Below are 26,796 nucleotides of genomic sequence, written 5' to 3'. Positions count from 1 at the left end.
ATAGCCCGGCCGCAACAGCGCGCTGACTTCGAGATGCCTTTATCGTTATGATGGACGCCATCAACGGCACCGGCTACGAGAGATACCGCAACTAGAGCGGGGCGGCGCGAAAAGGGCGCGAGGGTCCACCGCTGGAATTACGTGCAAGGTCGCAGTGGTATGGCGTGGCGGTTAGAATGATAGCGTACGATCCTTACAAGAGCATGCGACCGCTGAAGGATTACCCGTACGAAGCCTATTGCGACGCACCCTACGGTTTTCTCGTCCGATCCAATGAGGAGATCGTCGAAATCCGGACGGATATAGGGTACATCATGAAGGCCCTCGGCGATGAGGAGGCGGTAAATGATCGCCATCTTTCAAAGGCAATCAATAACCTGCGGCGTGTTTTTTGGTTGATCGGGACTGCGGAGTCAGGTGACTGGTTTACCTTGGCAACCATGTTCGCCCTGCCGTCTGCGATAGAATGCGGAGCCGTGGTACATGGCTTGGGGGAGATCCGTCAGCTCGGACCCGAGCGTGGCTCTCCGAGATGGCAAGCGGCCGTCGCCCGATTACGGCAGACGGTCTGGAGCGAATGCGCATCGCGCGCCTCCTCCGTCACCGCCGCGAGCAGCGAAGCCCTCTCTAAAGACGGGGTAGCCTTTCTTTGGTGTGCAGACGATCCCCTGGTCATCCAGATCCAGACCGGACCTCTACAAGATATTCCCGATCTCATGGCTGAGCGGAGACTGTCTACGGGTAGGGTCTTCGGCATCCTCGCGTACTGGCCCGTTATCGATGGCGACGCAGCCGCTGTGGCAATTCGGGACGAGTTGAGTTCTTTTGCGCTCGCAAACGACCGCTTTCAAGTGCTTTTACACGCCGGCCGCCTCAAGGTGGAACGCCGCCTGACGAAGGAAAGCCTACTGGTCGGGCAGTCCCCGCTCTTGGTCGACCGAAATGATCTCTACAGGTAGGCTCGTACACTACCTGAGCGCCCTGATCCAGACCGAGCAATAGTCGACGCTGCACGCGGCGTCCCGACGAAAGGCGTAGTCCTCTTTCCCTATACGCTGAAACTTGCCATCGTCTACACCCGCGGCTTTCTTCGGTCGGAAACGGAGACGGATTTTTCCCCGGTTCTGATTTCCACCGAGAGCGGCTCCACGGAGAATAGCGAAGTTTTTTCGCAAGAACGCGTTTTCGGTCGGATCATGGGGAAGCTATGCGCATGCTTCGACAAGGGCGCGGGCGACAGCGAGCAGGTCGACCTTTTTGACGACCAGTTCCACCTTCAACCTTGCGATCGCAGGCTGAGTGAGATTGTCGGCGTGAACCACGCATTCAACGACGCCGCGAGCGGGCCCGTGCTCGGGAAAAGTGACCATAAACTCGAAGATCTCGTCGTCCCGGCAATGCCGCCAGAGGTCACAGGTGAAAGCACCCTTTTTTACGGGTTCGCCTGCGGGCCAGGCATAATAAAATCCTTCCGGATCACGAGAGGAAGTCGTGCGACCCAGATTAGGAGGGATATACGATCGGAGCATTGCCTCGGACGGAGCCATCCGATACCTGTCCGAAACCGGCAGCCCGTAGGCAGCATCCAGGCCGCGTATCGGCGAAAGCGCACCACCTTTCATCAGAGCTCTCAATCCCGCCGGATCCGAAAATCTGGCCATGTCCCTCGTCAGTTTATCGGTCGCGCTCAGTGCGGGCGTGCGTGACAACCGTTCAAGATTGCTCAGATGCGCTCCTGCACCGATGGATTCGAGACCTGATGCATTGAGCTTCGGCTTCGTGATCTGCGGTGTCGGACGGGTCAAGCGTCGTTCGAACTGAGGCGGTTTCGGAGGTCTGGGTAGGACCGCCGTTGCTTGAGCAGCCGAACTGCTTTCATTCGTTTCTCGCTCGCCAGCATCGTCGTCGTCAGCCTCATCGTCCAAGCGTCGTAGCTCGATTTCTCCCTTTGCCTCGAACTCGATGCGGACCTTGTGGGCCGGGCAGGTTCCGTCGTTCGAAATCGCGCATGCAAGCATGACTTCGGGCTCGACCTCGCCGCGTCCTTTGTGAAGTTCCTCGAAAACCTTACGGCACCTCATAAGCCAACCCGGGTATTTGGTTTCGCTGTACTCCGCGATCTTCTCGTCGCTCGGCGTAATGAACTCGATCATTGTGGGCCCCGCGCTATCCTCGGACATTGATGGGGCGGGCGCGGTGAAATCAACGACTTTAGGGTGCATCGTTGTCAGTGATGCGATCAAATCCTCGATTTGATCCGGCGAAAGCGGGACCGCAACCTTGCGAGTGATCTTGACCGATCCATTACTGTCGAGGACGCCGAAAGACTTTATGGCTATCCGAGGCTCCAGGTAACGGTAGGCTGCGAGATCCTTTTCGAGATCCTTTATCTTCTTGTCCTGATCTGTTTTGGCGGACGGCCGCCGCCATTCCTGTCGGATAAGGAGATGTGGCACGTTGAAGTCCGCAGCAGTCATCGCCGCGCCACCGTCATTTGTGAAAAGCTTGATGTCCGCCCCAGACGCATTCTTGGCGAGCATCGAGGTGATGCCCACCAAGCGTTCGTCCGCTTTGCCGTAATCGAGTTCGTTTTCGAAATCAGGATCTGGCCTAGTGCGGGTCATCCGACGCAAGAGTACTCTAGGGGTGTCTGACCTTATAACCGCCTCGGCCTCGTTGCGCTCAATCATTGCTCTGATATGGCCGAAGATCTCCAGTGCGCGAGCACGGGTGCGGCTTGTTGCGTTCTTATGTTTGTCTATCTCGTCGAGGACTGGCTTTGTAAGAAGGATGACCACGACTTCATAGTCGAATTCGTCCCAGGGCAGCTGCGACAGAGGCTTGCACTCGAAAAAGAGATTTGTGTCGGCGACGAGATGTAATTCCATTCGCTTCCCTGCTTGGCCTCTTACCCGAAACTTCCCTCTTTAAAGTCGATACGTAGAGATGTGTCGCGACAATGAGCATTGCTGGACCCACGGGATTACGATTTTGTCCTCCTCGACCGATCTTGCAGACTACAGTGTCAACAGGCATTTATGAAGCGGTGTTTTCCGGGTTCGGTGTCACTTGAGACCCATCCTCCACTCAAGGTTCGGAGGCTCCGGAGTATAAGTTAAGTCCCCAGTCGACGCTCTGAGGGTGTCCTAACCGTTTGACGCGCTCTCTGAAATTGCCACGCAGATATCTGGATTACCCGTCCGCGCGTCGGGATGAGTTCGCCTACGGGACGGCGGGAGGCGATTATGCGCGGGATCGTCGGGAACTACTCGAAGGCGTGAAAAAGTTTCCAAAATACGCCGCTCCGAAGATTTACGTCTTGCACGCACTGTCACCGGGCAGGACTCGGCTACCGCTCAAGCGACATCTAAGCGGCGCTCGCGTAGCCCCGCTCCAAGAGCCGCCCGAGCGCTTGCCAAGGTTTGAAATCCGGGGAACACTTTTCAAAGTGCTAACCGAAAGACCATCTCGATGACCATTCAATCCGTGCCGCCGACACACCCGGCACCTACCGTTATGCCCGGAAATGGCATCGCCGCCAAACCGTGCGAGTTCGAGCTCTACGTGTTTTCGAAATACGACGACGTGCAAGTGGAGGTGAGCGGACCGACACTTGGGATAGCGATCTCCCATGCCCTGCCCGAACTCCGCCATCTTGCGCACTCCCGTGCGGTTTTCGGTGCTCGCCTTTTTCCGAAGAACCGCCGCACTTACGGTGCCTGGGAGATCATTTTCCCTGACGAAAAGGACAGGCCGAATGAAGGCTACGATCAGTTCGGCGTGAGGCGAGCAGTCGGTTTTGACGACAGTATCGAAGTGTTCGACGTCTACCAGGAACTCGATGAATACGAGGGTTTGCTTCGATACCGCGCACAGGACCTGGGCGACGACGACAGATCGCGCGAGATCATTGCCGATGGAGTGGCGAACTACGTTCGGGCAGCCCGGCACGCCATGCTATGGGACCCGAGATGCAAGTTGAATATTCTGAAGGAGCTCGACAAGCTGTTTCAGAAGCGTGATTGGGGTGAGTACGTCAGCCGCGACGCTTTCATCGCCCCGACATTCGCCATCGACGACGTGAGGGTTATCGCACAGACCGATAAAAACGAGTATCTCGTCGGTTTCCGCTATCAGATCGGAGAGAGCCATGGCTTCGACATGGAATTCGTCGACGTGAAAAGGCGGAAGCCAAAGGTCAGACGAGATGTGTTCAGCGCTCTCCGGTCGCCTGTGCCCATCTTCAGGGGAGACCAACTGCCCTTGGTTTACGACAGGCTGCAAGCCACCGTGGAAAACCTGAATTTCACGAGGTGAGACCGGTAGACTTGCTGTCTCGCATCCGCCTGTCTTTGTCAGCCCGCGCAACGATATCGACAAGGAGCTTGGCGAGTCCGGGTGGCTGGACAAAGGCGGTCGTATCGTTTCGCGTGTAGACCAGATATCCGTCGGCGGGTGCACCGAGATCATCGAGTGGGAGATGAGGTCCGCCGTTCAATTCCAGTTTCGCCTGGAAGACGACGGGGAGTGGCGGCATGCCGAAGCATGGGTCAGGCGCGTCGACGGAACGTTGTCCGTCACCCCACGAGACACCAGTTGGCTGCATGCACGAAAACTGCTCCAGCGCATAAACCACGCGCAAATCGACACCATCCATGACTGTTTGGAAACGTCTTTTCTCTACAAGCGGTGACGTTAGGTCTCATTCGAGAGGTTTGCATGGCGACGTTCGGTACCAACGCTGTCGAGGTTCAGCACCATACTCTAGTTTCGACTGCTCCATTCGAGAGTGTTCGCCAGACAGTTCTGGACGTGTTTCCGGTCATCGAAAGCCGGGTGCTAGATCTCCTGAATTCGCCGCGACCCGCCTTCGCGCGAAAGCTTCTCGAGAGGGGCCCCCGACTACGGAGCTTCTCCCTGCAGGACTATCGCGGCGCAGGCGCGGAAAACGAGGACTTCGCGGTCGCATGTTTGTTCGAGATCGGGGATCCGATCGGCAAGCTCGACATTCTCGGCCTCTCCTCGGCCGTGGGGTGCAGGATCCCCAAGCGCCTGTTGCTGCAACGGCGTGAGAGGCGGGTCGCGATAACATTCACGAGCGAAGCCCAATTGGCCGAACACGACGTGATGACGGGAAGGGAGGATGCGCGCGCCGCGGAGCTTCTCGCGGACTTCGAGGAAGGCCTCATCGCGGAGCTTCGAAAAATGATCGCTTCACTGGAGAGCTCGTCAGGGCCTGTCGACGCGTAAAGCGGCCCGCCTTTCCGCCCATTCCAGTCGCTGGGCGCCAATTATCCATATACGGGTACACGTGCGTTCCCCGCGGGCACGAGTGGAGCGCTTGCAACGGGAGCGGAACGTGGCAGGCGATGGATCACCTTTTGCGCTCCGTCACCTGCGAACCTGCATCCGACAGCAGAGCTTCACGTTCGGCAGTCCGAATGAAATATCCTCTCACCTCAGTTGGCGGGAACACAGCCTCGATCTTTTTTGCTCTTGCCCGCCCGAGAAGCGTATTGCGATCGATGCCTGTCTCTTTCACCAACTGGCCTACACTGATGTACCGCGCCTTGAATTCCGCAACCTCCGTGCGGTCGAGCATGACGAACCGTCGCCCGGTCCTTTCAAAGGTCTTGGTGAAGACGCCGTGTTTGGTGAGCTTGAACACCACGTTATGATGTAGCGCCAACTCCACCGCCGCGTTCCTAAGGGACACGTATGTTTCGTCGTTCTTGTCGATCGGGCGTCCGACGAAGATCGCGAGGTCGTCGACAATGAGCGGCTTACCCCGGGAGGCGACCTTGGCGTGCCGACCGTCGATGATCTGCGCGAGCAGTTCGGTCTGCGACAGCCCGGTGACCCGCGAAGCCTCCCTGACGGATCGCATGTCCTTTTCCGGCTTCACCGTCACCCGGTCGTACAGGGCGGACCTGAAGCGGAGGACTTCCGATTTTTTTACGAACCGCACCCATTTCGCTGCCTTGGTTTCGGGGGTTCCAGAGTCTGCCGGGTAGAGCCTTGCGATCAGTCCCTTATCCAGAAGACGGTAGAAAAGTTCGAGCTGGCACCCGAGCATTCTTCTCGCTTCCGTTAACTTGATGAAATCACTCGCCTCCTTCCGAAATGCGACAGCGACTTCGCTGGACACACTCTTCGGCGAGTTCTCCGAGATCGCGCCTGAGTTGACCAGGTGATGGCGGACCGTGGAGCGGTCCAGTCCGGTGTCCCGTGCCAGCGCCGTAATCGATGTCCATTTGAAGTTGGACTTGGAAGAGTTCATCGAAGCCGCGCGCGGAAGCACGTTGAGGCGAGCATGGGCCATTACGAGCTCCCTCAAGGGGGCGTAGCTGTCCTGCCGCCTGTGTACGAACAGAACCGAGTATAGTCGGCCGTATGTTGAGTACGGCGCCCTTTGACCGTCGGGATCGACGAACTCGTCGAGTGCCGAATGAACGGCGGGCGCGCCCTCACAGAGAATATCGAACCCTGCAGCCGTCGCCAAACGGAGGTCGTCGGCTGAGATATCGCGTTCGCTCTTATGTTTGCCGTGCTTAACGACTGCCCCGAGAATCCGGGAGAAGTCTAGGACAACATGCGCCTGGAGGCTGTCGACCAGTTCCCCGTGACCGCCCGCTGCCGCAAACCGCATCCGGGCGAAACGTTCAGCAGATGTGGCGGTAACATGGGGAGCCGACTTCGACAGCTCCTCGATCTCTACTTTCCTTAGCTGGAGCTCCTCGCAGATGCCGATCTTCCGACTTCTGCTCCTGAGCCCCAGGTTGACGATGGCGCGGTCATGGATGTCACAGGCACGAACATCGCTAAGAAGCCAATGGGCCCGCAGATATCTACGGGTTCCGGGAAGGCGGCCGGCCTCCATCTCGTCGACAGCCAGGCAATCCGGGCAGACACGGAGCGCATGCTTCTCGATAACGGTCTTGCTGAACGTCTCGCCGAAAAGGGTCATGCAACTCCCCTTGCCCAAAACCGCGGCGTGACGGCGAATCTTTTCCGACGGATATCCGGAGAGCAAGGATAACTTTTCGACTTCCGGTCCTCCGCCACGCAGCGCGCGTCGGTGGTCGATACCCAGATCGGCGCAGAACTGAAAAGAAGGCCGCCCGTTGGCTGTCGCCAACCGTGAAAGCCAACTCGCCAGCAATTCGTCGTCGAAAAGCGGGACCCGCAACAGACCGTTCATGGAACTTACTTCTCCGAAATTCGAGGTGTGGGGTACCTACCCGCATTCGGGTCGGAGGCGCCGAACTCCGGACCCGCAGGGCTTTTTCCGTGGCCCGTTAGCGAAACAAAGTCGGCTTCGGCTACGAACGTTCCCGCCAGCAATGCGCCGGGCACGGACCGTCTGATTTCAATGGTCCGTTCGGCGAAAACGGCGCGTAGAACCATCCGGGCCTGCCTCACGGGCAAGGATGCGACCGCGTCCCGTAAACTTACCAGGCCCGATTCTTCGACCTCTCCCGCGGCGGACGACATCTCGGCAAGGGAGGCGGCCAGACGCAGCGAATAAAGCGGGCGGTCTTCCGAAGAGACGGCCTCGAGCATCGGGCTCTGCAGAACGCCCGCGTCGGCGAGAAGGCGACAGTCCGCGATCGGCCAGCCCGTCCGAACGGCCAAGTCGGTCATGCCGAGGCCGTCGTGGAGCACCTTCCGGATACGGGCAGCGACATCGGGCGGCACGCGATCTTCGATCTCTTTCACTCGCGTCGGAAGCATCCCCAATTCGGCCAGCAGCTTTCTCGCGACCCAGAGCGGATGACCGCAAGACTGTGCCAGATGCCCCAACGAGGAAAGCCTGGCCCCGATCTTCGATGGTGCGCGTGGGGAGATCCCCCTGGAAAAGGCGATTTCGTCCATCAACGAGCGCACCCGCGCGAACTCGCGGTTTCTATCCATGAACGAAACGTCGCGCGCAATTCTCCCGAAGAGACCCGCACCCGATGAGACGCGTTCTCCGCCCGCCAGCAACTCCAAATGGCGTCGCAGTCCGTCCTCTCCCGATTTCAGGATGGAGTAACCGGCGGCGCGCACCTGCCGTTCGACCTCGGGATCCATGCGCATCATGTACTCGCGGCCGAAGGTCGCGGACATGCCTACCAGCGTGCATAGGGTGATGCCCGAAGGAAGGGGGAGCGTATCGAGGACGTCGCCGTGACCGCACTTCCCGGCAAGGCTGTCGGAGACATAGGTCTCGAAAGGCGTCGAATGTTCCGTTCCCGCCTCTTTACCGCGATTACTGCACATGTCCAGCATCAGCGAGAAATCCGGAGCAGGCCATCGGCTCCGCTTCGGCGGGTGCGGACTGTCGAAACGCATCGAGTGCCTTTCGCAGACATACATCGCGGGTACGATCCATGACGTGCGGACGTATGTCCTCGTGCAGGGCATTCGGTCTTCCTGCTGCTCGTCGTGCTCCAGACACCGTCGGCAGTACCGGAAAGTCGATCTCAGGACGGAGTTGCGGTCGAACGCGGATCCGCAGAACGAGACCCGGCCGTCGCCGCGCGAGCATGGATGGCGCGACAGTAAATCCTCCGGGGACCACCCGATCAGGTTGCCGAGTTTGGCCATCGCCGGAAGCGAGCCGCTGAAAACGCCGGGTCCGTCGATGCCGAGGTCCGCGAAGAACCTCGGCAGGTGCGGGCTGCCGTTCGCCCGCGCGGTGCGGGCGAGGAAAGACATGAGTACCTCGTCCGGATGAAACGGAACCGAAAGCAGTCCTTTGGTCATGCGCCCGCCGTTCGTTAAATGGCCGATTCCGTCGAGGAGGCGGGGTCTCGGGAAATGGTCTTGTAGGTGCCGGTCAGCCTGCCTTTCGGCGTCACTTCCCGCTGGATGTGCTGCCAGTCGTCGGAAAGGAAGACGTTCGATAGCTTGCTGCAGCTCGACATGCGTTTGTAACCGTTGACGAAGTGATCGTAGGTCAGGTTGCTCCCGGACGCGCTGTCCCAGAGGGCGCGTTCGATCGACATCTTGATGAGCTGGATCGTCATGCCGAACCGCCAGAGACCGGCGTGCATCAGCCGCCGGATGAAGAGGTCGGTGAGAGGGATTTCGCAGGTTAGTTCGGCTGCCTCCACGAGGGCCTCCAGGATCGCCCGGGTATTCTCGATGTCCCCTTCCGTGTCCGCCAGATCGTCGATTTCCAGTGGCCGCGTCCTGCGTTCCATCTGGAACCATTCGTCGCGCGCGACGAACTCCAGTGTGTCCGGAACCCCGGCGATGATGATCCATACGGGCCAGTCGATATTCTGCATCAGCAGTTTGATCGTGTTCGTGAGATGCGCCCCGCCCTTGGCCTTCGGGCCCTTGAGCACGTGCTGGAACTCGTCGAAAAAGATGATCTTGTGCATCTTCTTCTGGAGCCGCGCGTTCACCAGGTTCCATAGGTCGTCTTCGTTCGGCGTCTTTTCGAGAGGGTATCCGGTTGCCTTGACGATGGCCGCCCCTAAGGTCTTCGCGGTGCATGAGGAGGGCGTCTGGACGCGGAGGCAGAATTCGACCGCGTTGCCGTAACCGTCGTCCCGGGGAGCGAGCTCCGGGATCGTGTCGAGAGTTCTGTTCACGAGCGTGCTCTTGCCCGCGCCCGGCGGTCCGATCACCGCGACCGCGTATCCCTCGGCGGTCGAGGGGTTCATCATGTTGGCGAGCATGGTGTCGATGTCCATGCGCAGCTCCTGGTCGCGGTCCGTGGTGACATAGATCGAGTTCACCTCCTCGAGGAGGCGTGCCCGGTGGAGCGTGTCCTCCGTAGCGACGCTACGGAGGAGGAGGGTGGACTGTTCCTTGCGGCTGGGCTCGCTCATGGTCACTTCTTCTTTCCGAAGCCGATGGTCTTCTTGGGCTTTGCGGTGTCCGGGCCTTTATGGGAGGCAGCGGGCTGCGGCGCGTCGGTGCGGGGGCTCGCGGTCTTTTTTACGGCTCGTGCCGGTTTCTCGACGACGCGCTCGGCGGGCGAGGGCTCGCCTTCCGACGATGGCTTGCGCTGGCTGCGGCGCTCTTCCGTCGTCATGAACCCGCTGCGGTCGAAGACCACGTCGTCGTCATGCTCGGGCAGGGTAGGCGCGAAATCCGTGCGCTCGACTTCCCGGGCCTTGGCGGCGGCCTCGCTCGCGGCCTGAGCCACGATTTTCTCCGCCTCCTGCTCGGCCGCGTCGTCCTCCCAATCCTTCAGGTCGTCCGCGCACCCGACCTCGCCGACATAGCGCCCGTAGTCGTATGTTTCCCGTTGGCTGTAGGCGAACGTCGCACCGATTTTCTCGTTGATCAGGGCGAGACGCTCAGCCAGCGGCATGTGGAGCGCGATACCCGGCCGCGCCTTGCTACGGGCGATGAACTCCTTGACGGCACGCAGGCCCGTGCGGACCTCGCCTTCGGAGTACTCGGCCTTCGCGCCGAAGCGCTGGGCGACGTAGCGAGGCACTTCGGTCCACTCCTCGAGAGTCACGCCGTTGAGACCGTCGAAGGTCGCGGGCACGTCGATCCACTTGTTCAGGCGGCGGTGCTTGACGCTGATCGTACCGAGATCCTGTTCGTTGACGCGGACGACCAGTTCGGCGGCATACCATTTCTTGCGGATCTCGAGCAGTTCCGGGCTCGAGTAATAGCTGCCCCAGATTTCGATCCCGTGGTTGCCGATCTTGCGATGCAGCGTGATCCCGAAGATCGAGCGGTACTCGTCGTCGGTCGGCGGAGGAAGAACCGCGCCGTTGGCAAGCTGGCTGCCACGTTCCCACATCTGCAACGGGGTCATGCCCGTCGAGCGGTGCTTGGTATTGTGGTAGCAGTCGACGATGATGCGCACGATGAGATCGGCGAACTCCTCGTCGAGCAGATGCGCGTATTTCGCGGAGTCGTACTCGTCGCGCTTGAGAGGGCTCGAGAACGTCTGTCCGGAGAAGAGATGGATGTAGCGTCGGTTGATCGTTCCGAAGAAACGTTCGATCCGCGCACGAAGATGCGGGTGTTTCGACGGCGGGATACGGTGACGTCCGGTGAACATCATCGCGGCGAGCTCGAAATGCGACGCGACATATTCAGCGCCAGCGTCTGTGTGGATGCCCTCGGGCGTGCCGCACTGCGACCACCCGCTGCGCGCGCCGACGTGCGCCGCCACCGCGTCCTTGGACTGTGCTACCATCGCGAGGGTCGCGACTGTGGCTTCGGCGCTCGGAGAGCCTTTGACCACCTTCATGCCGACGACGGAGCGCGAGTAGGCGTCGAGCGCGACCGACAGCCACACGCGCCCCATTTCCTCGACTCGTGCCTGGGCTTCGGGATGAAGGTGGTCCCAGATGCCGTTCTTCGTCAGCATGAGCATCAAATCGACCTCATGGCAATCCATCTCGACGATCTGAAGCGGACGTGTGACGGCGAGACCTTTCTGCGCGAACGCGTATCGGCGCTCGATGCGGTGCTTGTTCGTCGTCCGTCCCGTCTCGTTGAGAAAGTCGTTCCCCTCGCGGATAAGACGACGGAAGGTCGGAAGCGACGGGACACGGAACTTGAGGAGCCCCTGGCTCTCGCGCTTGTCGTTCTCCTCGATCATCTCGTCGTAGCAGTGGACGATGGAATGCCCGTCGGGCGTGCGATAGAGATCCGCGTAGACGAGCTGGAACTCCAATTCTTCCCGCGTGAACGTGCTGCGTGACAGCACTCGCCCGGCGCGGCGGTCCCCCATAGCCGAGTGATCCAGCTCGGCCTGCTCGAAACGTTCGAGCAGGCGGCAAAACTGGCGAGGCCCGACGAAGAGCTTTCCCTTGCCTCGTCCGGCGATGTACGCCCGTGCCTCTTCCACGAGGGCATGGTTCTCGACGGAGAACTTTGCGGTGAACGCCTTGATATCGTCCTTCGAACGATGGAACTGCTGTTCCGCCTCGTCGATGCACTCTTCCTGGGCGATGAACTCGGATACCATCTTCGCACGCAAGACGGTCGCGGGATCCAGTTCGAAAGCCTTGATGCTGCGTGCGCGGATAATGGCGTTGCGTTCGGAGAAATGGTTCTTCTCCACCTGCATAACCCGCGCTTTCACCAGCGTGGCAATATGCTTCCAGTCGTACGTCTTTGCGGGAGCCTTGTCGTCGTTGGCCGCGCGCAGGACGATGCCTCCGTCGTACTCCTTGACGTAGACCAGTTCGCGCCCTCCGATCTTGACGAGATCGTCCTCGCCGATCTTATACTTCGTCACGATTTCCTTGGGCTTGGCCGGAAGGTTTCCGGCGGCCTTGGCGATCGCATTCGGATTGTTTTTGTGCTGTCCCATTTCACTTCTCCACTACACGTACAAAGGAATGTTTTTTCAGAAAGGTCTTAAGCGGCTCATCGTGGTGATGCTCGACCATGCCGCGGCCGATGAGCAGCCAGAGCGCCGACCATCCGACGGAGTAAGCGATGCCGGGGATGCCGCAGAGGAGTTTCGCCACGCGCGCCCGCCCGCCGCAGGCCATCAGCGCCTGCAGCACGAGATCCGCGTCGTCGTCGTTGCCTGCCTTGCGTGCCGCGGCAATTTCCCAAGCTCGGTAGATAGCGGGCTTCGTCATATGTTCCTCTTCGGTCCAGAGCTTCGCGTAATGCGCATGCTTATGGAGTGACTGTTCACGGATCAGGTCCAGATCGATCTCGAGATCGTCCGATGCCTTTTTGTTGCGGATGGCGTAAAGCGTCCGGCATCCGTTCGCGTAATCGACGCAGAGATCGAAGTAGGTCTGGTGCCATTTGCCGTTACGCATGAACATAACTGGCCCGTACTGAGTCGAGATTCGGACCACCTTGGGATCCGATTTCAGAATGGTCATTGCTTGGTCCTCCAATCCGCTTTCGAGGCGGGCCTTCGTGTCGGTGTTCGGGTCGATGGCGTGCACCCGGTTCGAAACGATGTTTTTGCGTTCCTCCACCGGGATGAGGTCGGGGCGGTTGCGTAGGGCGATGTGACGGTCCGCCTCACCCTGCTCGGCGAACCCGCGGTTCCAGATCACGTCAGGCTCTCCTTCCTCGTTATGTGAAAGCTCCTTTCTCCGGTCGCGCCCTCGCCGTTCCGGCGGCGGTCGGGCTTGGCGAAAACCGTCGTTTGCTCGTAGGCCATCGCATACATGTCGATGCCGGCACGGCGTTCATGGATGGTGTCGATGCGGGTTTGCTGGTCCATTTGGTCCCCTGTGCGCGCACGCGCTTTCCCTGCCGTGGACGGCCAGGCCCCCGGTTCGAAGAAATTCAGCTGCAGCCCGATTGGCGGGTGCGGCTACGCTGGCCGGCGTATGAGCCGGGAGACGGAGGGGAGAATTGCAGGCTGAGGCGCGCCGTCGAAATCGAACATGTCGAAGTCGAAATTAAAGGCAGGCGCGGTCGTGTTGCCCGCGGCATCGTACGACGCAAGGACGTAATCCTGGAAGACGACGGGGCGCGGTGAAAAGGTAATGTGGCCGAGAGTGCGAGCGATGCTCATATCGAAGCTCCTGAAACCTGCGACTGTCTCGCTGGCCAGGCACCCTTCCGGGCGTGTTCTGGTCTTACGAGAAGCTCAACCTGACGTGCTCGCTATTCGCATTTCCAACCTCGATCGGCGTAACGGGAGAATTCCCGCAACACAACCATGGAGGAAAGGCGTAAAGCGAACGTTAACGTGCCGCTAGGTGTGTGTCGTTTCGAGATGACGGTTGGCCGCGGCGGAAACTACCATGGTGGGAAGGGATGGCAGAAGAAGCCGCTTCAACGTTTCGGTCATGGAAAGCGTCGCCCGAGCGACGAGATCCGTTCGCGGATCGACATGGGCTCGCGCTCCTTCCTCGACAGAACCGACATCGACACGGCGATTCTGTGTGAGATGGCTCCCTGCGAGGGACGGCAAAGACGGATCGAGGAAAGGATTGACAACAGACACGGTAGGTCCTTTTCCGCACATTATTATGTGCCAACGCGCTCTAAGTGATGATGGCGTGCTCTCCCGATGGCCGAGGCCTACGGGCGATGGGACGGACTTATTTGATACGTGCAGACATGGGTCATCTCCGTGAGCGAAAACGGTTTCAAAACACTCCGCCGGGTTGACCCATCCCCGGGGAGCATGCCCACCATGGTCTCAAAGCCATGGCGTTATGCGGCGGGACCGTTGCTGTCCTGGGGCCGCTCGCTCTATGGCAGTCCTTGTCTTGCCCGCATGACCTTGCAACAGGTCGCGGCACTTCGGCTGCGCGGCCGGATATAACGATCTTTCGAGCCACGTCAAGCGGATTCGGTCGGCCGATGTAAAAAAGGAAATCGGAGAGGCGATCGCCAGCCCGCCGCTTAATTCGTCACGGTTTCATCGCGCCGCCTCCACCCTCGACGAAGACCAACAAGATGCCAGTTATCGACATGGTGTCTTTCAATCCGACCGGCGCAAACAACCTTACATTTAGCCGGTTGACGCCCGTCTTCTGTTCTGCAATTGTTCCTCCATGTTCAGATCGCTCACCCACTCTATACGAATACGTTGACTTCGCTGGCCGTCCGCGGCCGTCGTCAATGGCTATTTGTAGTGAGGAAGTCATGCGAACTAACGAGCGTTTCAGTGTCGGCGCCTTCCCGGGCGTACCCGCGGCCTCGGCAAGCTTTTATCCCCTGACCACGTTGAAGTGCCAAGGCCCGCCTTTGTTCAGATCGCAGGCCGCGCGCGACGTGGGGTGCCTCCTGGACGTAGACGGCGATGTATCTTCGTGGCGATGCCAGCCTTTGAGCCAGGGAGGGTATCCGGAACTCGGAACGCCTGACTTCCTGGTGTGCCGAGGTGACGGAAGCACCTATCATCTGGACGCGCCGGACAGGAAGCGGTCCGAGACTTCTTTTCGCGAACGTCTCGGCGGTGAATACCGTCAGCTTTCCGACGAAGAGGTGTACGAAGGCTTCAGACTGCAAAACGCCCGGGACCTTCTACGCTACGCAAAATGGCGAATTGGTCTCGGTGACAGGGTGCGTCTGCTTGCTGCTCTCGACGAGAACGGTAGCCTCAGCTTCGCGGAATGCCTCGGCGCGATCCAGGAAACCAAGCCCGTGGCCGGAGTGGCGGCGCTGATCCTATCGGGCCTGATCGAAGTAGATCTCGACGGGGCCTTGCTCGGACCCGAGACGATGGTGCGTCGAATACGTCGCTGAAATCACGCGTCCCAAACGTCCGATTTCAGAGAGACAGAGATGAAGAACATCAGAAAAATCTCGACCCGCGAGCAGATGCCGACGTTCGCGACATGCGTACTCATGTGTGCGGTCAGGAACGCTCTTCGACCGTTCCTCCGCCGCCCGGCGGGGTTCAAGGCGCTGCTTCAGATGCCGCCGGGCTTCAAGAACGAGAGCATGCTCTATTACCTCGCCGTCACCGGGCTTTTCGACCCGGAGGACCTGTACGACGATCTAGGAGCGCCTCGGCTTTTCGTGGCGCGCCTCGACGAAATCTCGATCGTCGGCTCGCTAAGTAAGGTCTTCGAGGCCCACCGCACGATCCTTCTATGCCACGACCTCGGCGAACTGGATGCGGACATCAAACTGATCACGGACTTCGAAGTCGTCCTCGACACGCCGAAGGCTTCCCATTTCCTCGCCGCTGCGCGAACGATGGGCATGAAGGATATGACGCGGGCCGACGCCGAGTTTCTTGCAAGCCTGAATTTCGGCAAAGTGAAAATGGCGGTCAACGGCCATAGGACCCTACGCTCGGCGATCGGGCGTCTCCGGCGGGCGACGGTAGCCGAACGAGAAAAGGCCGTCGCGGAAACGAAAAACAAAAAACCGGAAAAGACTCTCCGTGACATGTCGGGTTATGGAGATGCCGCAACATGGGGCCTTCGGCTCGCAGAGGATCTGGCCGCCTGGAAAAACGGGCGGATCGAATGGGAAGACGTGGATCGGGGCGCGGTTCTTTACGGCATGCCCGGCACCGGAAAGACCACTTACGGCCGCCTTCTGGCCGCTACCTGCGGCATCCCGATTATCGAAGCGTCTTCCGCCCGCTGGCAGGCCGAGGGCCATCTCGGTGACATGCTCAAGGCGATGCGAAAGTGTTTCGAGCTGGCTCGGAAGAAAGCGCCGTGCGTGTTGTTCATCGACGAGTTCGACGCTTTCGGGGACCGTAACAGTGATACGGCGGGAGACAACGCGGATTACAAGCGTCAGGTGATCAACGGCCTGCTGGAGTGCCTCGATCCGCCGGGCGGCAGGGAGGGGGTAGTCGTCGTCGCGGCCACGAATTTCCCCGACGTTATCGATCCTGCGCTACTCAGACCCGGCCGCCTCGAGAGGCTTATCGGAATTCCGTTGCCTGATGGTGCCGCGCGTATCTCGATCCTGCGTCAGCATCTGCGTGGCTTGGCCGCGCCGTCTGACATGCCTCATTTCGAGCAGATGAGTGCGGGGCTCGGAGGTGCCGACCTCGCGCTCGTCGCCAGGGAGGTGCGGCGCACGGTACGCAGAGAGGGCAGGGAGCTTCTGGAGACGGACCTTCTGAACGCGCTGCCGCCTACCCGATCACTCTCCGAAGACGAGCTGAGGCGCGTTGCCATCCATGAAGCTGGCCATGCGCTCGTGACGTTAGTCGCGAACCCTAACGACCTCGTCGCGGTTGCCATCAGTCGACGGGTTCCACTGGACGACCGGGGAAGCTCCCTGGGGCATGTGGAAATCAGAAGGAGCCAAAGCGTGATCGCGACGGAAGAGAGCCTGACGGCACGGATCGACATCCATCTCGCGGGCATCGCCGCCGAACGCGTCGTTTTCGGGCATCATTCGACAAGCGGAGGGGGCGCGCTGACCGCCGATCTCCGCCTCGCTACCGAGCTGGCGACGAGCATCGAGAGGCTCTTCGGATTCGGAGAGCATCTCGTGCTCGATATGGGAACCGGGCCCGGAGCGCTTGAGACGCTCCGTTCCCGTGACCCCGATCTCTGGCAGGCGGTGGACAAGCGGCTCAAAGCGTCGCTCGGAAGGACCGAGCAAACCCTGCAGGCAAGAAAGGCCGACCTGATGAAACTGGCGGACGCGCTTATGGAGAAAGGCCGCATCAGCGGAGCCGATATGCAGAAGATCCTTCAGCCGGGTCGGGGCGGGGCGACGCACGAGGCTCGTGCGATGGACGCATCGCGTCGTGACGCAGACGCGGTGGATATGAAGTGGGAGGTCAAACGATGACCGAGCACGATGTCAGGATGCCCGACGGGCGCTCGCTGGAGGAATACCTCCGTGACTACGGTCTCACGCTCGACAAAATCGCTTCAGGGCAAGTGCCGACGGAGACCGAGCTCGTCGACGCTCCACTGGTCGTAAACTGGTTCATCGAGGAGGTGTTCTATACGTCGGGCGAACGACATCGGCACATTTTCGGATACTTCGAAGGCCACCCGTTTATCCTTGACGGAACGATGGGCAAAACATCTCCGTTACTGCAACTCGACCGGGGGAGGAAATGGGCTCGATGCCGCAGCCGCATATACAAACTGGGCGAGCCTCTTCGAGTTCGATATCCCTTCGAGTGAGCAGAGCAAGGTCGGCGGTCCGCTGGCAGTCGTATCGTCACTTGCGGCAACAGGCTGTGTTTGCGAGCCATGCCGAAGAGGTGCAGTTACTCACCCGAACGGACGTTTCTTTCGAAATTGTCGCGCCGCGACTAAAATGGCCGACAGAGCTTCCTCGTGTGATAGAACTCCGGTGTTCGCTGCCTGCTTCAAAGGCTTGATGTACTCCCAGCTGCGTTCCATCGCCAGCTTGTCCAGATTGTCCCAGCAAACGTGACTCTGGGTTTCAGGAGCGAAGATCATAAACAAGGTCTGCCCTGCATGCTTTCGAGCCCCGAATAGCCATCGACAGCCGTCGAGATGGCCCAATGTGAATGTTGGTGGAAAGCCGTACCAAATTTCCTCGCAACCGAAGTCGCCTAACGACCTTAGTTTCTCCAGCAACTGGTGGGTTATATTGAAACGAGAAAAATCATCCATCTTCGACGACGTCGCGTCGGTCGGTAGTATTTCACGGATACTCATACAGGGGGCTTTCGATCGGCGTAATAATTAATGGTCGATCGGAAATTGGCCGCTGTCAATCAGTCTACGCTAGATGTCGGAAGGCGAGCTTCGGACGGAAGGAAGATTGGAACGGCCGTAGCACGGCCGTCGTACACTACGGGTTTAAGTGCAACTATTCTTGGGCCATCTGATCACATATCGACCGGGAACCTGCCGGATACTATGATGCGGCAGGAGGGGAACGCCGTATGCGTGAACAGTGGACCACCCGATCATGTCTCTTTTTCACTCTGCTGTCGTTTTTGTCGGGCAGTGTAACGGGCGATCAACTCGTCGATCTCAATCTCGGCCGACGCCCACTCCAGCAACCATGCGGCCAGTTCGGCGTCAGCGTCGATCGGCCCCTCGGCCAATGCCTTGCGCCACGCCTTCGCGATCAATGCATGACGCTCGTCAATATTCATTACTCGTCTCTCGATGGGAAATGTCGAGGCGGAATGCGCCCGTTGGATCAATGGGAACTAGAGGCTGCCGCGGTTCATTCCCGCTCCGATACGCCGAGAGCTTTTTGGTTGCGGCGCAGCCGGGCTTGAGAAATGCCCCGTATCACCTTGATACGACGTCCAAGCGGTCGGAAGGAAACCTCGTCTAGTGCAGACCCGAACGAGAGCCGCTTGGGAGACGTGGTCCTTCTTTTGTGTTTTCGGTTCTTCGGCATGCGTTGCTCTCCATCCCTGCCACCAACCCCCTGCCGTCGTCTCGTCGGAGGTCTATATTTCCGATTTAGCATGGATTGATCGCGGGCGACGCCCCTTTCCCATCAGTTTATCGGTGTCTAGCGTCACACGCCGTGCGGGTACTCGACTCGAGGAACTCCGGTCGGTGCTGTCGCCCTGAAGATTTTGCCCCATCAACCGCCGCGACGTGCGACAGTGCGCTTGCTACGTTGGTTCCGCCCCGGATAATTCTACGGCTGTCCCGGCCATTGACGACCGATCCTAGCGCCATGATTCAATACGCGAATCCGCGGAATTACTAAAATTGTGAGATTGTATTCCTATTTCAGGCGGCCTTGACTCCCGTCGATTAACGGAACAGATACGGAACATCAAGAGTTCTGGCGGCATGAAGCCGCGTGAAGCAACAAACGCGAACCGGAAGGATTCAGCGAACGATGTCGGCTGTCCGCTATGATGTTCTGGCTACCCTGCGTGAACAAATTGCCTCGATCGAGGGTGAGAGCGGTAGGAAGTGCGGCTTCCTTCCGTTCGGGGTTCCGCCAATAGATGCCGTTCTTCCCGGAGGAGGTCTAGGTGGCGGCGCCCTCCATGAATTCGCGGGAGGCGGATCCGGCACTGTGGACGGAGCGGCGGCCGCATTGTTCGCCGCCGGTATCGCAGCTCGGACGAACGGGCCGGTCGTCTGGTGCCTGACGCGGCCGGATCTCTTTTTTCCGGCACTGGCGCAGGTCGGATTGCGAGCCAGCCAAGTGGTGTTCGTGGAGTCGGATAAAGAGGAAGAGGTTGCGGCCAACATGGAGGAGGCGCTTGCCTTCGGCGGTCTCGGTGCCGTCGTGGGCGAGATGGTTCGCTTGCCGATGGTCACGAGTAGGCGGCTCCAGTTGGTCGCCGAGCGCACGGGGACGATGGCGCTGGTCGTTCGGCGGTGGCGACGACAGACCGAAGCCAACGACTTCGGCCAGCCTACCGCTGCGACGACAAGGTGGAGGGTGAGTGTCGTGCCGTCGGAGGAGCTTCCGGTGCCGGGCATCGGGCGACCTCGCTGGTTTTTAGAATTGTTGAGATCGCGTGCAGGCGAGTGTGCTGAGTTTTACGTCGGAGCGTGTGATGGCCAGGGTCGTATCGATATATCTACCGGATCTGCCGACGGACAGGATCAGACGGGCCGATCCCGCTATTCCGGATGATCAGCCGATCGCGGTCATCTCGAGGAACGGCTCCAAGCGATGGGTTTCGGCGGCCGATGACGCGGCCCGCAATATCGGCGTCCGAAAAGGCATGCCCGCCGCGAAAGCGCAGGCCATCTTCCGAGGTCTTATGCTTGTCGATGCCGATCCGGGCGCGGACGCTATCCAGCTCGACCGCCTGGGTATGTGGGCGCTCGGTCACTATTCCCCGATAGTGGCGGTCGACGGTATCGATGGCATCGTCCTCGATACGGAGGGTGCCGATCATCTGCAGGGTGGCGAACTCCCGATGATCACCGGGATCGTCAACCTCTTTCGCGCAAAACACCTCACTGCGAAGGTCGCTATCGCCGACACCTGGGGCGCGGCCCACGCTTGCGTGCGGGCTATCAAGCGGGAAACGGTCATCGTTCCACGGGGCGAAGTCGTACGGGCTGTCGAGAAGCTGCCGATTTCGTTGCTACGCTTGCCTGAAAAAATAGTCGCCGACCTCGGGGTTCTGGGGTTTCGGTCCATTGGCGAGCTATCCAACACGCCGCGCGCGCCGATAGCTCTGCGCTTCGGCCCCGAGGTGGGACGCAGGCTCGACCAGATGTTCGGGAGGATGTCCGACCCTATAGATCCCATTCGTACATCCGAACTGGTCGCCGTCTCTCGCTCTTTTCAGGAACCCATCGGCGCCGCTGAAACGATCGACAAGTACGTCGGTAGGCTGGTCGTTCAGCTCGTCACCGAACTGGAGAAGCGTGGTCTCGGTGCTCGTCGCACAGACCTCATCGTCCACAAGGTCGATAACACGATCCAGGCTATTCGGGCCGGGACCGCGAAGCCCGCCCGAGACACCGGTTGGCTGACAAAGCTATTCAAGGACCGCACCGAGAAGATCGAGCCGGGCTTCGGCATCGAAAAGCTCGAACTCGTCGCAGTCTCCGCCGAGCCTCTCGTTGAGGAGCAGAAGGCTTCGTCGCTCATCGAGGAACAGACGACGGATTTAACGCCTTTGATCGACATCTTCGCCAACCGGCGGCAGCGGGTCTACCGGGTGGCCCCATTCGCTTCGGACGTGCCCGAGCGAAGCGTCCAGCGTGTTTCGGCGGTCTCCGAAGTGGCCGACGTATCCTGGAACGGCCATTGGCGCAGGCCGATCCGGCTATTCGACAGACCGGAGCAGATACAGGCGATCGCGATGATGCCCGACTACCCGCCGGCGACCATTACGTGGCGGGGCAAGCGTCACCGCGTCCGAAGAGCAGACGGCCCCGAGCGCGTGTTCGGGGAGTGGTGGCGGACACCCAGCGAGTTGGAGGCCGTGCGCGACTACTTCGTCATCGAAAACGACGATGGCGAGAGGTTCTGGATATTTCGTGCCGGCGACGGCGTTGATCCCGAGACGGGATCGCACAAGTGGTTCATGCATGGAATCTTTGCATGAGATACGCCGAACTCCAGGTGACGACGCATTTCAGCTTTCTACGGGGGGCATCGTCCGCTCACGACCTGTTCACTACGGCGAAGGATCTCGGAATCGACGCCGTTGGTGTTGTCGACCGCAATTCTCTTGCAGGCATCGTTCGTGCGCTCGAGGCCTCTCGGGATACGGGTCTGCGCCTTATAGTGGGATGCCGCCTCGATCTCCAGGACGGGATGTCGGTCCTGGTCTACCCCACCGATAAGGCGGCATATTCCCGGCTCACCCGGCTCATCACTCTCGGCAAGAGCCGGGGCGGCAAGGATAACTGCATCCTTCATGTCGAAGACCTGCCGCTCTATTCCGAGGGGATAATAGGCATTCTGGTCCCCGATCTGCCGGACGACACGTGTGCGGTGCAAATGAGGAAGATGTCCGAAATTTTCGGAAGGCGGGCCTACGTGTCGCTCTGCCTCCGAAGGCGACCGAACGACCAGATGCGCATCCACGAACTGTCGAACATGGCAACGCGGTTTAAGGTGAAGACGGTCGTCACCAACGACGTGCTTTTTCACGAGCCGTCGCGTCGGCAGCTTCAGGACATCGTCACCTGCATTCGTAGCAACACGACCATCGACGATGTCGGGTTCGACCGCGAGCGTCATGCCGATCGCTACCTCAAGCCGCCGGAAGAAATGGAGCGATTGTTTCCTCGGCATCCGGAAGCCCTGACGCGGACGATGGAAATCGTCGAGCAATGCAAGTTTTCGCTTGAAGAGCTGACCTACGAGTATCCGGAGGAAGCCCTCGTCGACGGCATGGATGCCCAGCAATCGCTCGAGCATTGCGTGCGAGAGTGCATTCCCGATCGCTATCCGGAGGGGCTGCCCCAGAAGGTGTTGCAGTCGGTGCGCCACGAACTCGATCTCATCAAGGAAATGGACTACGCTCCGTACTTCCTAACCGTCTACAGCATCGTTCGCTTCGCGAGGTCGCAGGGAATTCTCTGCCAGGGTAGGGGGTCAGCTGCCAATTCGGCGATTTGCTATATCCTTGGTATCACCTCGATCGACCCCGAAGTGAACGATCTTCTGTTCGAACGTTTTGTCTCCAAGGAGCGAAACGAGCCGCCGGATATAGATGTGGATTTCGAACATCAGCGGCGCGAGGAAGTGATCCAATGGATTTACAAAACCTACGGCCGTGACCGCGCAGCGCTTGTCTGCACCGTTACACGCTACCGGGCCAAAGGTGCGATCAAAGACGTCGGCAAGGCCATGGGTCTACCGGAGGATGTGACCAAGGCTCTGTCCTCCGGTCTCTGGTCCTGGTCAGAGGAGATCACCGAGCGCAACGTGCGCGAACTAAACCTGAACCCAGATGACTATCGCCTTGTCATGACACTGCGGCTCGCGCGCGAACTGATGGGAACACCTCGGCACCTCGGTCAGCATGTGGGCGGTTTCGTGCTGACGAGATCACGCCTAGACGACCTCGTGCCTATCGAGCCCGCCGCCATGCAGGATCGGCAGGTGATCGAGTGGGACAAGGACGACGTCGAGGCCTTGAGGATGATGAAGGTCGACGTGCTGGCTCTCGGCATGCTGACCTGCATCCAGAAGGCGTTCGATCTTATCCGCGAACACAAACACGAAGACCTCGATCTTGCGAAGGTCCGCCAGGAGGACGGGCCGACCTATGCGATGATCCGTCGGGCAGACACGCTCGGGACTTTTCAGGTGGAGAGCAGGGCGCAGATGGCCATGCTGCCGCGTCTGAAGCCGCGGACGTTTTACGACCTGGTCGTCCAGGTCGCGATCGTTCGGCCGGGTCCGATACAAGGCGATATGGTGCATCCGTACTTGCGCCGCCGCGAGGGCAAGGAGCCTGTCGAGTACCCGACCCCCGAACTGGAGGCCGTGCTCGGGAAGACCCTGGGGGTGCCGCTCTTTCAGGAGTCGGCGATGAAGGTCGCTATGGTCTGCGCGGGTTTTACCGCAGGGGAAGCGGACCAGTTGCGCAAGTCAATGGCGACCTTCAAGTTCACGGGCGGGGTCTCCAAATTCCAGACCAAACTTATCGACGGCATGGTCAATAACGGCTACACGCGTGAGTTTGCCGAGAAGACCTTCAAGCAGCTCGAGGGCTTCGGTAGCTACGGCTTCCCCGAAAGCCACGCGGCGTCGTTCGCGCTGATCGCGTATGCGTCCTGCTTCATCAAGTGCCATTTCCCTGACGCATTCGCCGCGGCCCTCATGAACTCGCTGCCCATGGGTTTCTACGCGCCCGCCCAGATCATCGGCGATGCACAGAAGCACGGTGTCGAAGTCCGTCCGGTTTCCGTCGCCCACTCGCGGTGGGACTGTACGCTCGAGGAAATCCCCGGCTCCGACCGACACGCCGTCCGGTTGGGCATGCGGCAGGTGGCCGGGCTAGCCGCCGCCGATGCGGCGAGGATTGTCGTTGCCCGCATCGAGCGCCCGTTCGAATCCGTGGACGATGTCTGGCGGAGATCCGAGGTTCCGTCGGAAGCCCTCGTCCAACTTGCAGAGGCTGACGCGTTCAGACCTGCCTTCGATCTCGAGCGCCGCGACGCCTTGTGGGCGATCAAGGCTTTGCGCGACGAGCCGCTGCCTCTGTTCGTCGCGGCGGCCGCGCGCGAGGAAAGGGTGGTTGCAGAACAGCAGGAGCCGGAGGTGACGCTCAGGCAGATGACCGAGGGGCATAACGTGGTCGAGGACTACGCACACGTCGGCCTGACACTCCGGGAGCACCCGATCTCGTTCCTTCGGCGGGATCTGAGCGCGCGTCGCATCGTCACCTGTGCCAAGGCCATGAACGCTCGGGACAAGAGGTGGCTATGCGTGGCCGGACTTGTCCTGGTGAGGCAGAAGCCGGGGAGCGCCAAGGGCGTGATGTTCATTACAGTGGAGGATGAAACGGGCATCGTCAACATCGTGGTGTGGCCGTCGTTGTTCGAGAAGCGCCGCCGCGTCGTCCTTGAGGCGAGCATGATGGCGATACATGGCAAGATTCAGCGCGAGGGAGATGTCGTCCATCTGATCGCCCGGCAACTCTACGACCTTTCCGGCGATCTGTCGGCGTTGGCCGATCGCGACACCGAATTCAGAAACCCGTCCGGGCGTGGGGACGAGTTCGCGCACGGGTCGGCGGGAGGCGGCGATGCGCGGGATCGGCCGCCGCCGAACAAGGTGCGCGACATGTTCGTGCCGGATCTTCACATTGAAACTTTGAAGGTCAAAGCGAGGAATTTCCAATGACGAGCCCGGCACCGGGGACACTGATATTCACCTGTCATAGCGGGCCTGCTTTGTGCGCCCTGGAACTGAGCAAGACTCGAATTCGGAAAGCTTTGAAGCGATAATGATAGACGCAAAAACGATGGGCTTTCTAGCGGACAGTGGACGTGACCCGACAAGGGAGTGGCTTGCCGCCCACAAGAGGGATTTGGAGGACGCTAAGGCGGACCTCAAACAGTTCGCCTCGCGTTTGATACACTGTGTCGCCTCGATCGATGGCCGAGTATCGAGCGCCAACCCGGACTTGACCAATCGTTTCGCCCGCGTCTTGGGCGCGCAGCTGGCCAGAGGCGTAATCTCTTTGACTATCCGGACATCGCCAGATTCTCGAGCGGCGGCGACTTATTTCGTCCACATCGAACCGGGCGCTAGCTACAGCGGCGGCGGCGCGCGGTCGCCGGCCACAAAGTTTTCGCGACTGCTGCGCCAGCAGATGATGACCGATACCGGGCGGTGGCGTGAATTGGTCGAAGGTACCGTCTTCCGGACATTCTTCCATCACGGTCTCTCTGATGGGACTTCGCTCGCCACGTCCGGCTTCGGGAAGAATCACGATGCTATGGATTCGCTTAATCTGCGAGCGTTCGGGGCGTGCCGGCCGCTTCCCGATCAGCTTCTACAATCTACCAACGCCGTCAGCGAAATCGTGAGGGCGTTTGCAGCTGCTCGACCGTTGATCGATTTCATCAATCGGGCGACGACGAGGTGACCAGCGGACGTTCTCACAACTAACGTCTGGGAAACATCGAATACGTAGCTGATCGGGAACAACAGTCAGGTGGTTGGGTTAGATACCTCATCTACAGCTTCCCAGTCTGGTCGTCATTTCGATGTCTCCTCAATAGCCGCCGACTATCGGCAGGATTTCGCCTGTTATGAAGCTCGAGCAGTGCGGGGAGGCGAGGAATACGTGGCGGGAGCGATCTCCTCCGGCTGCGCCGGGCGTTTCATAGGTACACCCGATCCGAACTGGGAAACTTTGTCCGGTTCCTTGTCGCTCGGATTAAGAGGGCTCCAGACGGGCCCAGGTGCCACGCAGTTTACCCGGATGCCTTTCGGTATGAGCTGCGAAGCCAGCGATTTGGTGAACGCATGAATGCCGCCCTTCGTCATCGAGTTGTGATCTCTCTCTGCTTTGCCGCTGTGAATGAAGATATCATGATGGCCTCCGTGGTGTCTGTACAAGAACTCCGCAGACACGGTTTCGTTCTGTATGCGACGGTTCACTTTGGAAGACCGCAGCGGCCATCCGCTACCGAAGGCGGTCTCGTCGGGTGAGGATTCGAGTCTTGAATAGGGCTTGGCTGCGTCAATCCTTGAGCGGATCGTGGCCCCAGTTCATGAGCGACTGCCGCCATGTGGAACCCTCAACGTCCTTTTTAGGGCCTCCCTGCGCAAGATGACGGTGCACGTAGCCCACCACCTTACGCATGTGAGCAAAGTCGTCGTCGGTCAGATCGGTCTTCGACTTTTTCTTGATCTCGACGATCCTACGACCCGAATGATGGCCCACGGTTTCGCCGCCACTACCGTCGGTCCAGCCCGCCGACTTGCTTTCGTCGGTCTCGAGCCACTTTGCCAGTGACGACGGTGTCATGTTTACGGCCTCGCGGAACTCCTCCCATACCTTTTCGCGGTCAAGCTCGCTCATACGGCACCACCCGCGACGGCGTCGACGGCGGGTAGCTCGATGCGGCCATTCTCCTCGCCGTCCCAATATTCGATAACCTGAGCGGTGACCTTGATCAGGAGGATGCCGGGCGTGTCGACCCCATCGGGAAACCACCGATCCAGGTCCTTAACCCAGTGCTCTTCAAACAACGCCTTATCTCGGATCAGACTGGCTTTGCCCTCGACGGCGATGAAAATGCCAGGCTTTCCAAGTATGCTCGGCGGTGCGGTGAATGTCAGGCTGACTCCGGTGTCGCGGCCGATCTCGCCGACCTTTTCCGTCTCCTCGTAGGAGAAGAACCAGGAGTCGCCGTCGTATTCGACATCTCCGTTGTTGCTCATGGGGCGGCTATTGATCCTGCCGGAGCCGCCGTTTGTGTTGAACATGCAGAAGTCGATCTTGCTCAGCTTCTTCGAAAGCTCTTCCATCGTCATCGTGGTCATCCGGTTCCTCCTGAATAGGTCACC

General features: G+C 59.8%; 24 protein-coding genes and 1 pseudogene. 11 read left to right on the top strand and 14 right to left on the bottom strand.

Annotated elements, in window-relative coordinates; genetic code table 11:
• Nucleotides 1–176 precede the first annotated feature (176 nt).
• Nucleotides 177–959, top strand: coding sequence for a hypothetical protein (locus AAIH70_RS16560; protein WP_430034873.1), 783 nt, complete (start codon nucleotides 177–179; stop codon nucleotides 957–959).
• A gap of 246 nt (nucleotides 960–1,205) precedes the next feature.
• Here the strand turns inward: AAIH70_RS16560 and AAIH70_RS16555 are convergent, their stop codons facing one another.
• Nucleotides 1,206–2,888 (bottom strand): hypothetical protein, encoded by a 1,683-nt coding sequence (locus tag AAIH70_RS16555; protein WP_430034871.1) that lies wholly within the window; start codon nucleotides 2,886–2,888, stop codon nucleotides 1,206–1,208.
• A 583-nt stretch (nucleotides 2,889–3,471) separates the two neighbouring features.
• Here AAIH70_RS16555 and AAIH70_RS16550 point away from each other — a divergent pair.
• Nucleotides 3,472–4,317 (top strand): hypothetical protein, encoded by an 846-nt coding sequence (locus AAIH70_RS16550; RefSeq protein WP_430034869.1) that lies wholly within the window; start codon nucleotides 3,472–3,474, stop codon nucleotides 4,315–4,317.
• On the opposite strand, the gene AAIH70_RS16545 is transcribed toward AAIH70_RS16550, so the two are convergent.
• Nucleotides 4,307–4,657 carry a hypothetical protein gene (locus AAIH70_RS16545; RefSeq protein WP_430034867.1) on the bottom strand — a complete coding sequence of 117 codons (351 nt, stop codon included), beginning with the start codon at nucleotides 4,655–4,657 and terminating at the stop codon, nucleotides 4,307–4,309. The two genes, AAIH70_RS16550 and AAIH70_RS16545, sit on opposite strands and share 11 nt — an antisense overlap.
• A 62-nt stretch (nucleotides 4,658–4,719) precedes the next feature.
• On the opposite strand from AAIH70_RS16545, the gene AAIH70_RS16540 reads away from it, so the two are divergent.
• Nucleotides 4,720–5,250: a hypothetical protein gene (locus AAIH70_RS16540; RefSeq protein ID WP_430034865.1), complete on the top strand. Its 531-nt coding sequence runs from the start codon at nucleotides 4,720–4,722 to the stop codon at nucleotides 5,248–5,250.
• A gap of 124 nt (nucleotides 5,251–5,374) precedes the next feature.
• On the opposite strand, the gene AAIH70_RS16535 is transcribed toward AAIH70_RS16540, so the two are convergent.
• From AAIH70_RS16535 to AAIH70_RS16505, 7 genes are all read right to left on the bottom strand, one after another.
• Complete coding sequence (locus tag AAIH70_RS16535) at nucleotides 5,375–7,201, bottom strand: TniQ family protein (protein WP_430034863.1); 1,827 nt, start codon at nucleotides 7,199–7,201, stop codon at nucleotides 5,375–5,377.
• Between the two features lie 5 nt (nucleotides 7,202–7,206).
• Nucleotides 7,207–8,748: a TniQ family protein gene (locus AAIH70_RS16530; RefSeq protein WP_430034861.1), complete on the bottom strand. Its 1,542-nt coding sequence runs from the start codon at nucleotides 8,746–8,748 to the stop codon at nucleotides 7,207–7,209.
• Nucleotides 8,749–8,762: 14 nt separating this feature from the next.
• Nucleotides 8,763–9,824: a TniB family NTP-binding protein gene (locus AAIH70_RS16525; RefSeq protein WP_430034936.1), complete on the bottom strand. Its 1,062-nt coding sequence runs from the start codon at nucleotides 9,822–9,824 to the stop codon at nucleotides 8,763–8,765.
• Nucleotides 9,825–9,826: 2 nt separating this feature from the next.
• Complete coding sequence (locus tag AAIH70_RS16520) at nucleotides 9,827–12,283, bottom strand: Mu transposase C-terminal domain-containing protein (protein ID WP_430034859.1); 2,457 nt, start codon at nucleotides 12,281–12,283, stop codon at nucleotides 9,827–9,829.
• A gap of 1 nt (nucleotide 12,284) precedes the next feature.
• Nucleotides 12,285–12,995: a hypothetical protein gene (locus tag AAIH70_RS16515; RefSeq protein ID WP_430034857.1), complete on the bottom strand. Its 711-nt coding sequence runs from the start codon at nucleotides 12,993–12,995 to the stop codon at nucleotides 12,285–12,287.
• On the bottom strand, nucleotides 12,992–13,165 hold the full coding sequence (locus AAIH70_RS16510; RefSeq protein ID WP_430034855.1) for a hypothetical protein: 174 nt from the start codon (nucleotides 13,163–13,165) through the stop codon (nucleotides 12,992–12,994). Before AAIH70_RS16510 ends, AAIH70_RS16515 begins: the two co-directional genes overlap by 4 nt.
• Nucleotides 13,166–13,258: 93 nt before the next feature.
• Nucleotides 13,259–13,462 carry a hypothetical protein gene (locus tag AAIH70_RS16505; RefSeq protein WP_430034853.1) on the bottom strand — a complete coding sequence of 68 codons (204 nt, stop codon included), beginning with the start codon at nucleotides 13,460–13,462 and terminating at the stop codon, nucleotides 13,259–13,261.
• 627 nt (nucleotides 13,463–14,089) lie between these two features.
• Here AAIH70_RS16505 and AAIH70_RS16500 point away from each other — a divergent pair.
• From AAIH70_RS16500 to AAIH70_RS16485, 4 genes are all read left to right on the top strand, one after another.
• Nucleotides 14,090–14,221, top strand: coding sequence for a hypothetical protein (locus AAIH70_RS16500; RefSeq protein WP_430034851.1), 132 nt, complete (start codon nucleotides 14,090–14,092; stop codon nucleotides 14,219–14,221).
• Between the two features lie 323 nt (nucleotides 14,222–14,544).
• Complete coding sequence (locus AAIH70_RS16495) at nucleotides 14,545–15,147, top strand: hypothetical protein (protein WP_430034849.1); 603 nt, start codon at nucleotides 14,545–14,547, stop codon at nucleotides 15,145–15,147.
• A 39-nt stretch (nucleotides 15,148–15,186) separates the two neighbouring features.
• Nucleotides 15,187–17,172 (top strand): AAA family ATPase, encoded by a 1,986-nt coding sequence (locus tag AAIH70_RS16490; protein ID WP_430034847.1) that lies wholly within the window; start codon nucleotides 15,187–15,189, stop codon nucleotides 17,170–17,172.
• Nucleotides 17,169–17,516, top strand: coding sequence for a hypothetical protein (locus AAIH70_RS16485; protein ID WP_430034845.1), 348 nt, complete (start codon nucleotides 17,169–17,171; stop codon nucleotides 17,514–17,516). The genes AAIH70_RS16490 and AAIH70_RS16485 overlap by 4 nt, the downstream gene beginning before the upstream one ends.
• Before the next feature lie 90 nt (nucleotides 17,517–17,606).
• On the opposite strand, the gene AAIH70_RS16480 is transcribed toward AAIH70_RS16485, so the two are convergent.
• Both AAIH70_RS16480 and AAIH70_RS16475 read right to left on the bottom strand, forming a co-directional pair.
• Nucleotides 17,607–18,020 carry a hypothetical protein gene (locus tag AAIH70_RS16480; RefSeq protein WP_430034843.1) on the bottom strand — a complete coding sequence of 138 codons (414 nt, stop codon included), beginning with the start codon at nucleotides 18,018–18,020 and terminating at the stop codon, nucleotides 17,607–17,609.
• 254 nt (nucleotides 18,021–18,274) lie between these two features.
• Entirely contained in the window at nucleotides 18,275–18,466 is a 192-nt protein-coding gene (locus tag AAIH70_RS16475) for a hypothetical protein (RefSeq protein ID WP_430034841.1), read from the bottom strand.
• Nucleotides 18,467–19,176: 710 nt separating this feature from the next.
• Between AAIH70_RS16475 and AAIH70_RS16470 the strand changes: the two genes are divergently transcribed.
• The 4 genes from AAIH70_RS16470 (at nucleotide 19,177) to AAIH70_RS16455 (ending at nucleotide 25,366) form a co-directional block, all read left to right on the top strand.
• Nucleotides 19,177–19,929, top strand: coding sequence for an ImuA family protein (locus AAIH70_RS16470; protein ID WP_430034839.1), 753 nt, complete (start codon nucleotides 19,177–19,179; stop codon nucleotides 19,927–19,929).
• Entirely contained in the window at nucleotides 19,850–21,361 is a 1,512-nt protein-coding gene (locus tag AAIH70_RS16465) for a Y-family DNA polymerase (protein ID WP_430034837.1), read from the top strand. Before AAIH70_RS16470 ends, AAIH70_RS16465 begins: the two co-directional genes overlap by 80 nt.
• Nucleotides 21,358–24,618 (top strand): error-prone DNA polymerase, encoded by a 3,261-nt coding sequence (locus AAIH70_RS16460; protein WP_430034835.1) that lies wholly within the window; start codon nucleotides 21,358–21,360, stop codon nucleotides 24,616–24,618. The genes AAIH70_RS16465 and AAIH70_RS16460 overlap by 4 nt, the downstream gene beginning before the upstream one ends.
• A gap of 103 nt (nucleotides 24,619–24,721) precedes the next feature.
• Nucleotides 24,722–25,366 (top strand): DUF2461 family protein, encoded by a 645-nt coding sequence (locus AAIH70_RS16455; protein WP_430034833.1) that lies wholly within the window; start codon nucleotides 24,722–24,724, stop codon nucleotides 25,364–25,366.
• A gap of 129 nt (nucleotides 25,367–25,495) precedes the next feature.
• On the opposite strand, the pseudogene AAIH70_RS16450 reads toward AAIH70_RS16455, so the two are convergent.
• The 3 genes and pseudogenes from AAIH70_RS16450 to AAIH70_RS16440 all read right to left on the bottom strand — a co-directional run.
• Nucleotides 25,496–25,779, bottom strand: a pseudogene (locus tag AAIH70_RS16450) (SDR family oxidoreductase); the annotation flags it as partial.
• A gap of 187 nt (nucleotides 25,780–25,966) precedes the next feature.
• The gene (locus tag AAIH70_RS16445) at nucleotides 25,967–26,308 is read right to left on the bottom strand and encodes a DUF3140 domain-containing protein (protein WP_430034831.1); all 342 of its coding nucleotides are present in this window, start codon (nucleotides 26,306–26,308) and stop codon (nucleotides 25,967–25,969) included.
• Nucleotides 26,305–26,772: a pyridoxamine 5'-phosphate oxidase family protein gene (locus tag AAIH70_RS16440; protein ID WP_430034829.1), complete on the bottom strand. Its 468-nt coding sequence runs from the start codon at nucleotides 26,770–26,772 to the stop codon at nucleotides 26,305–26,307. The genes AAIH70_RS16445 and AAIH70_RS16440 overlap by 4 nt, the downstream gene beginning before the upstream one ends.
• Nucleotides 26,773–26,796 lie beyond the last annotated feature (24 nt).

It is taken from the genome of Neorhizobium sp. BT27B, from assembly GCF_050455485.1.
In the GTDB taxonomy this organism is placed as follows: Bacteria; Pseudomonadota; Alphaproteobacteria; order Rhizobiales; family Rhizobiaceae; genus Neorhizobium.
This window is presented reverse-complemented; position numbering and strand designations above follow the sequence as displayed.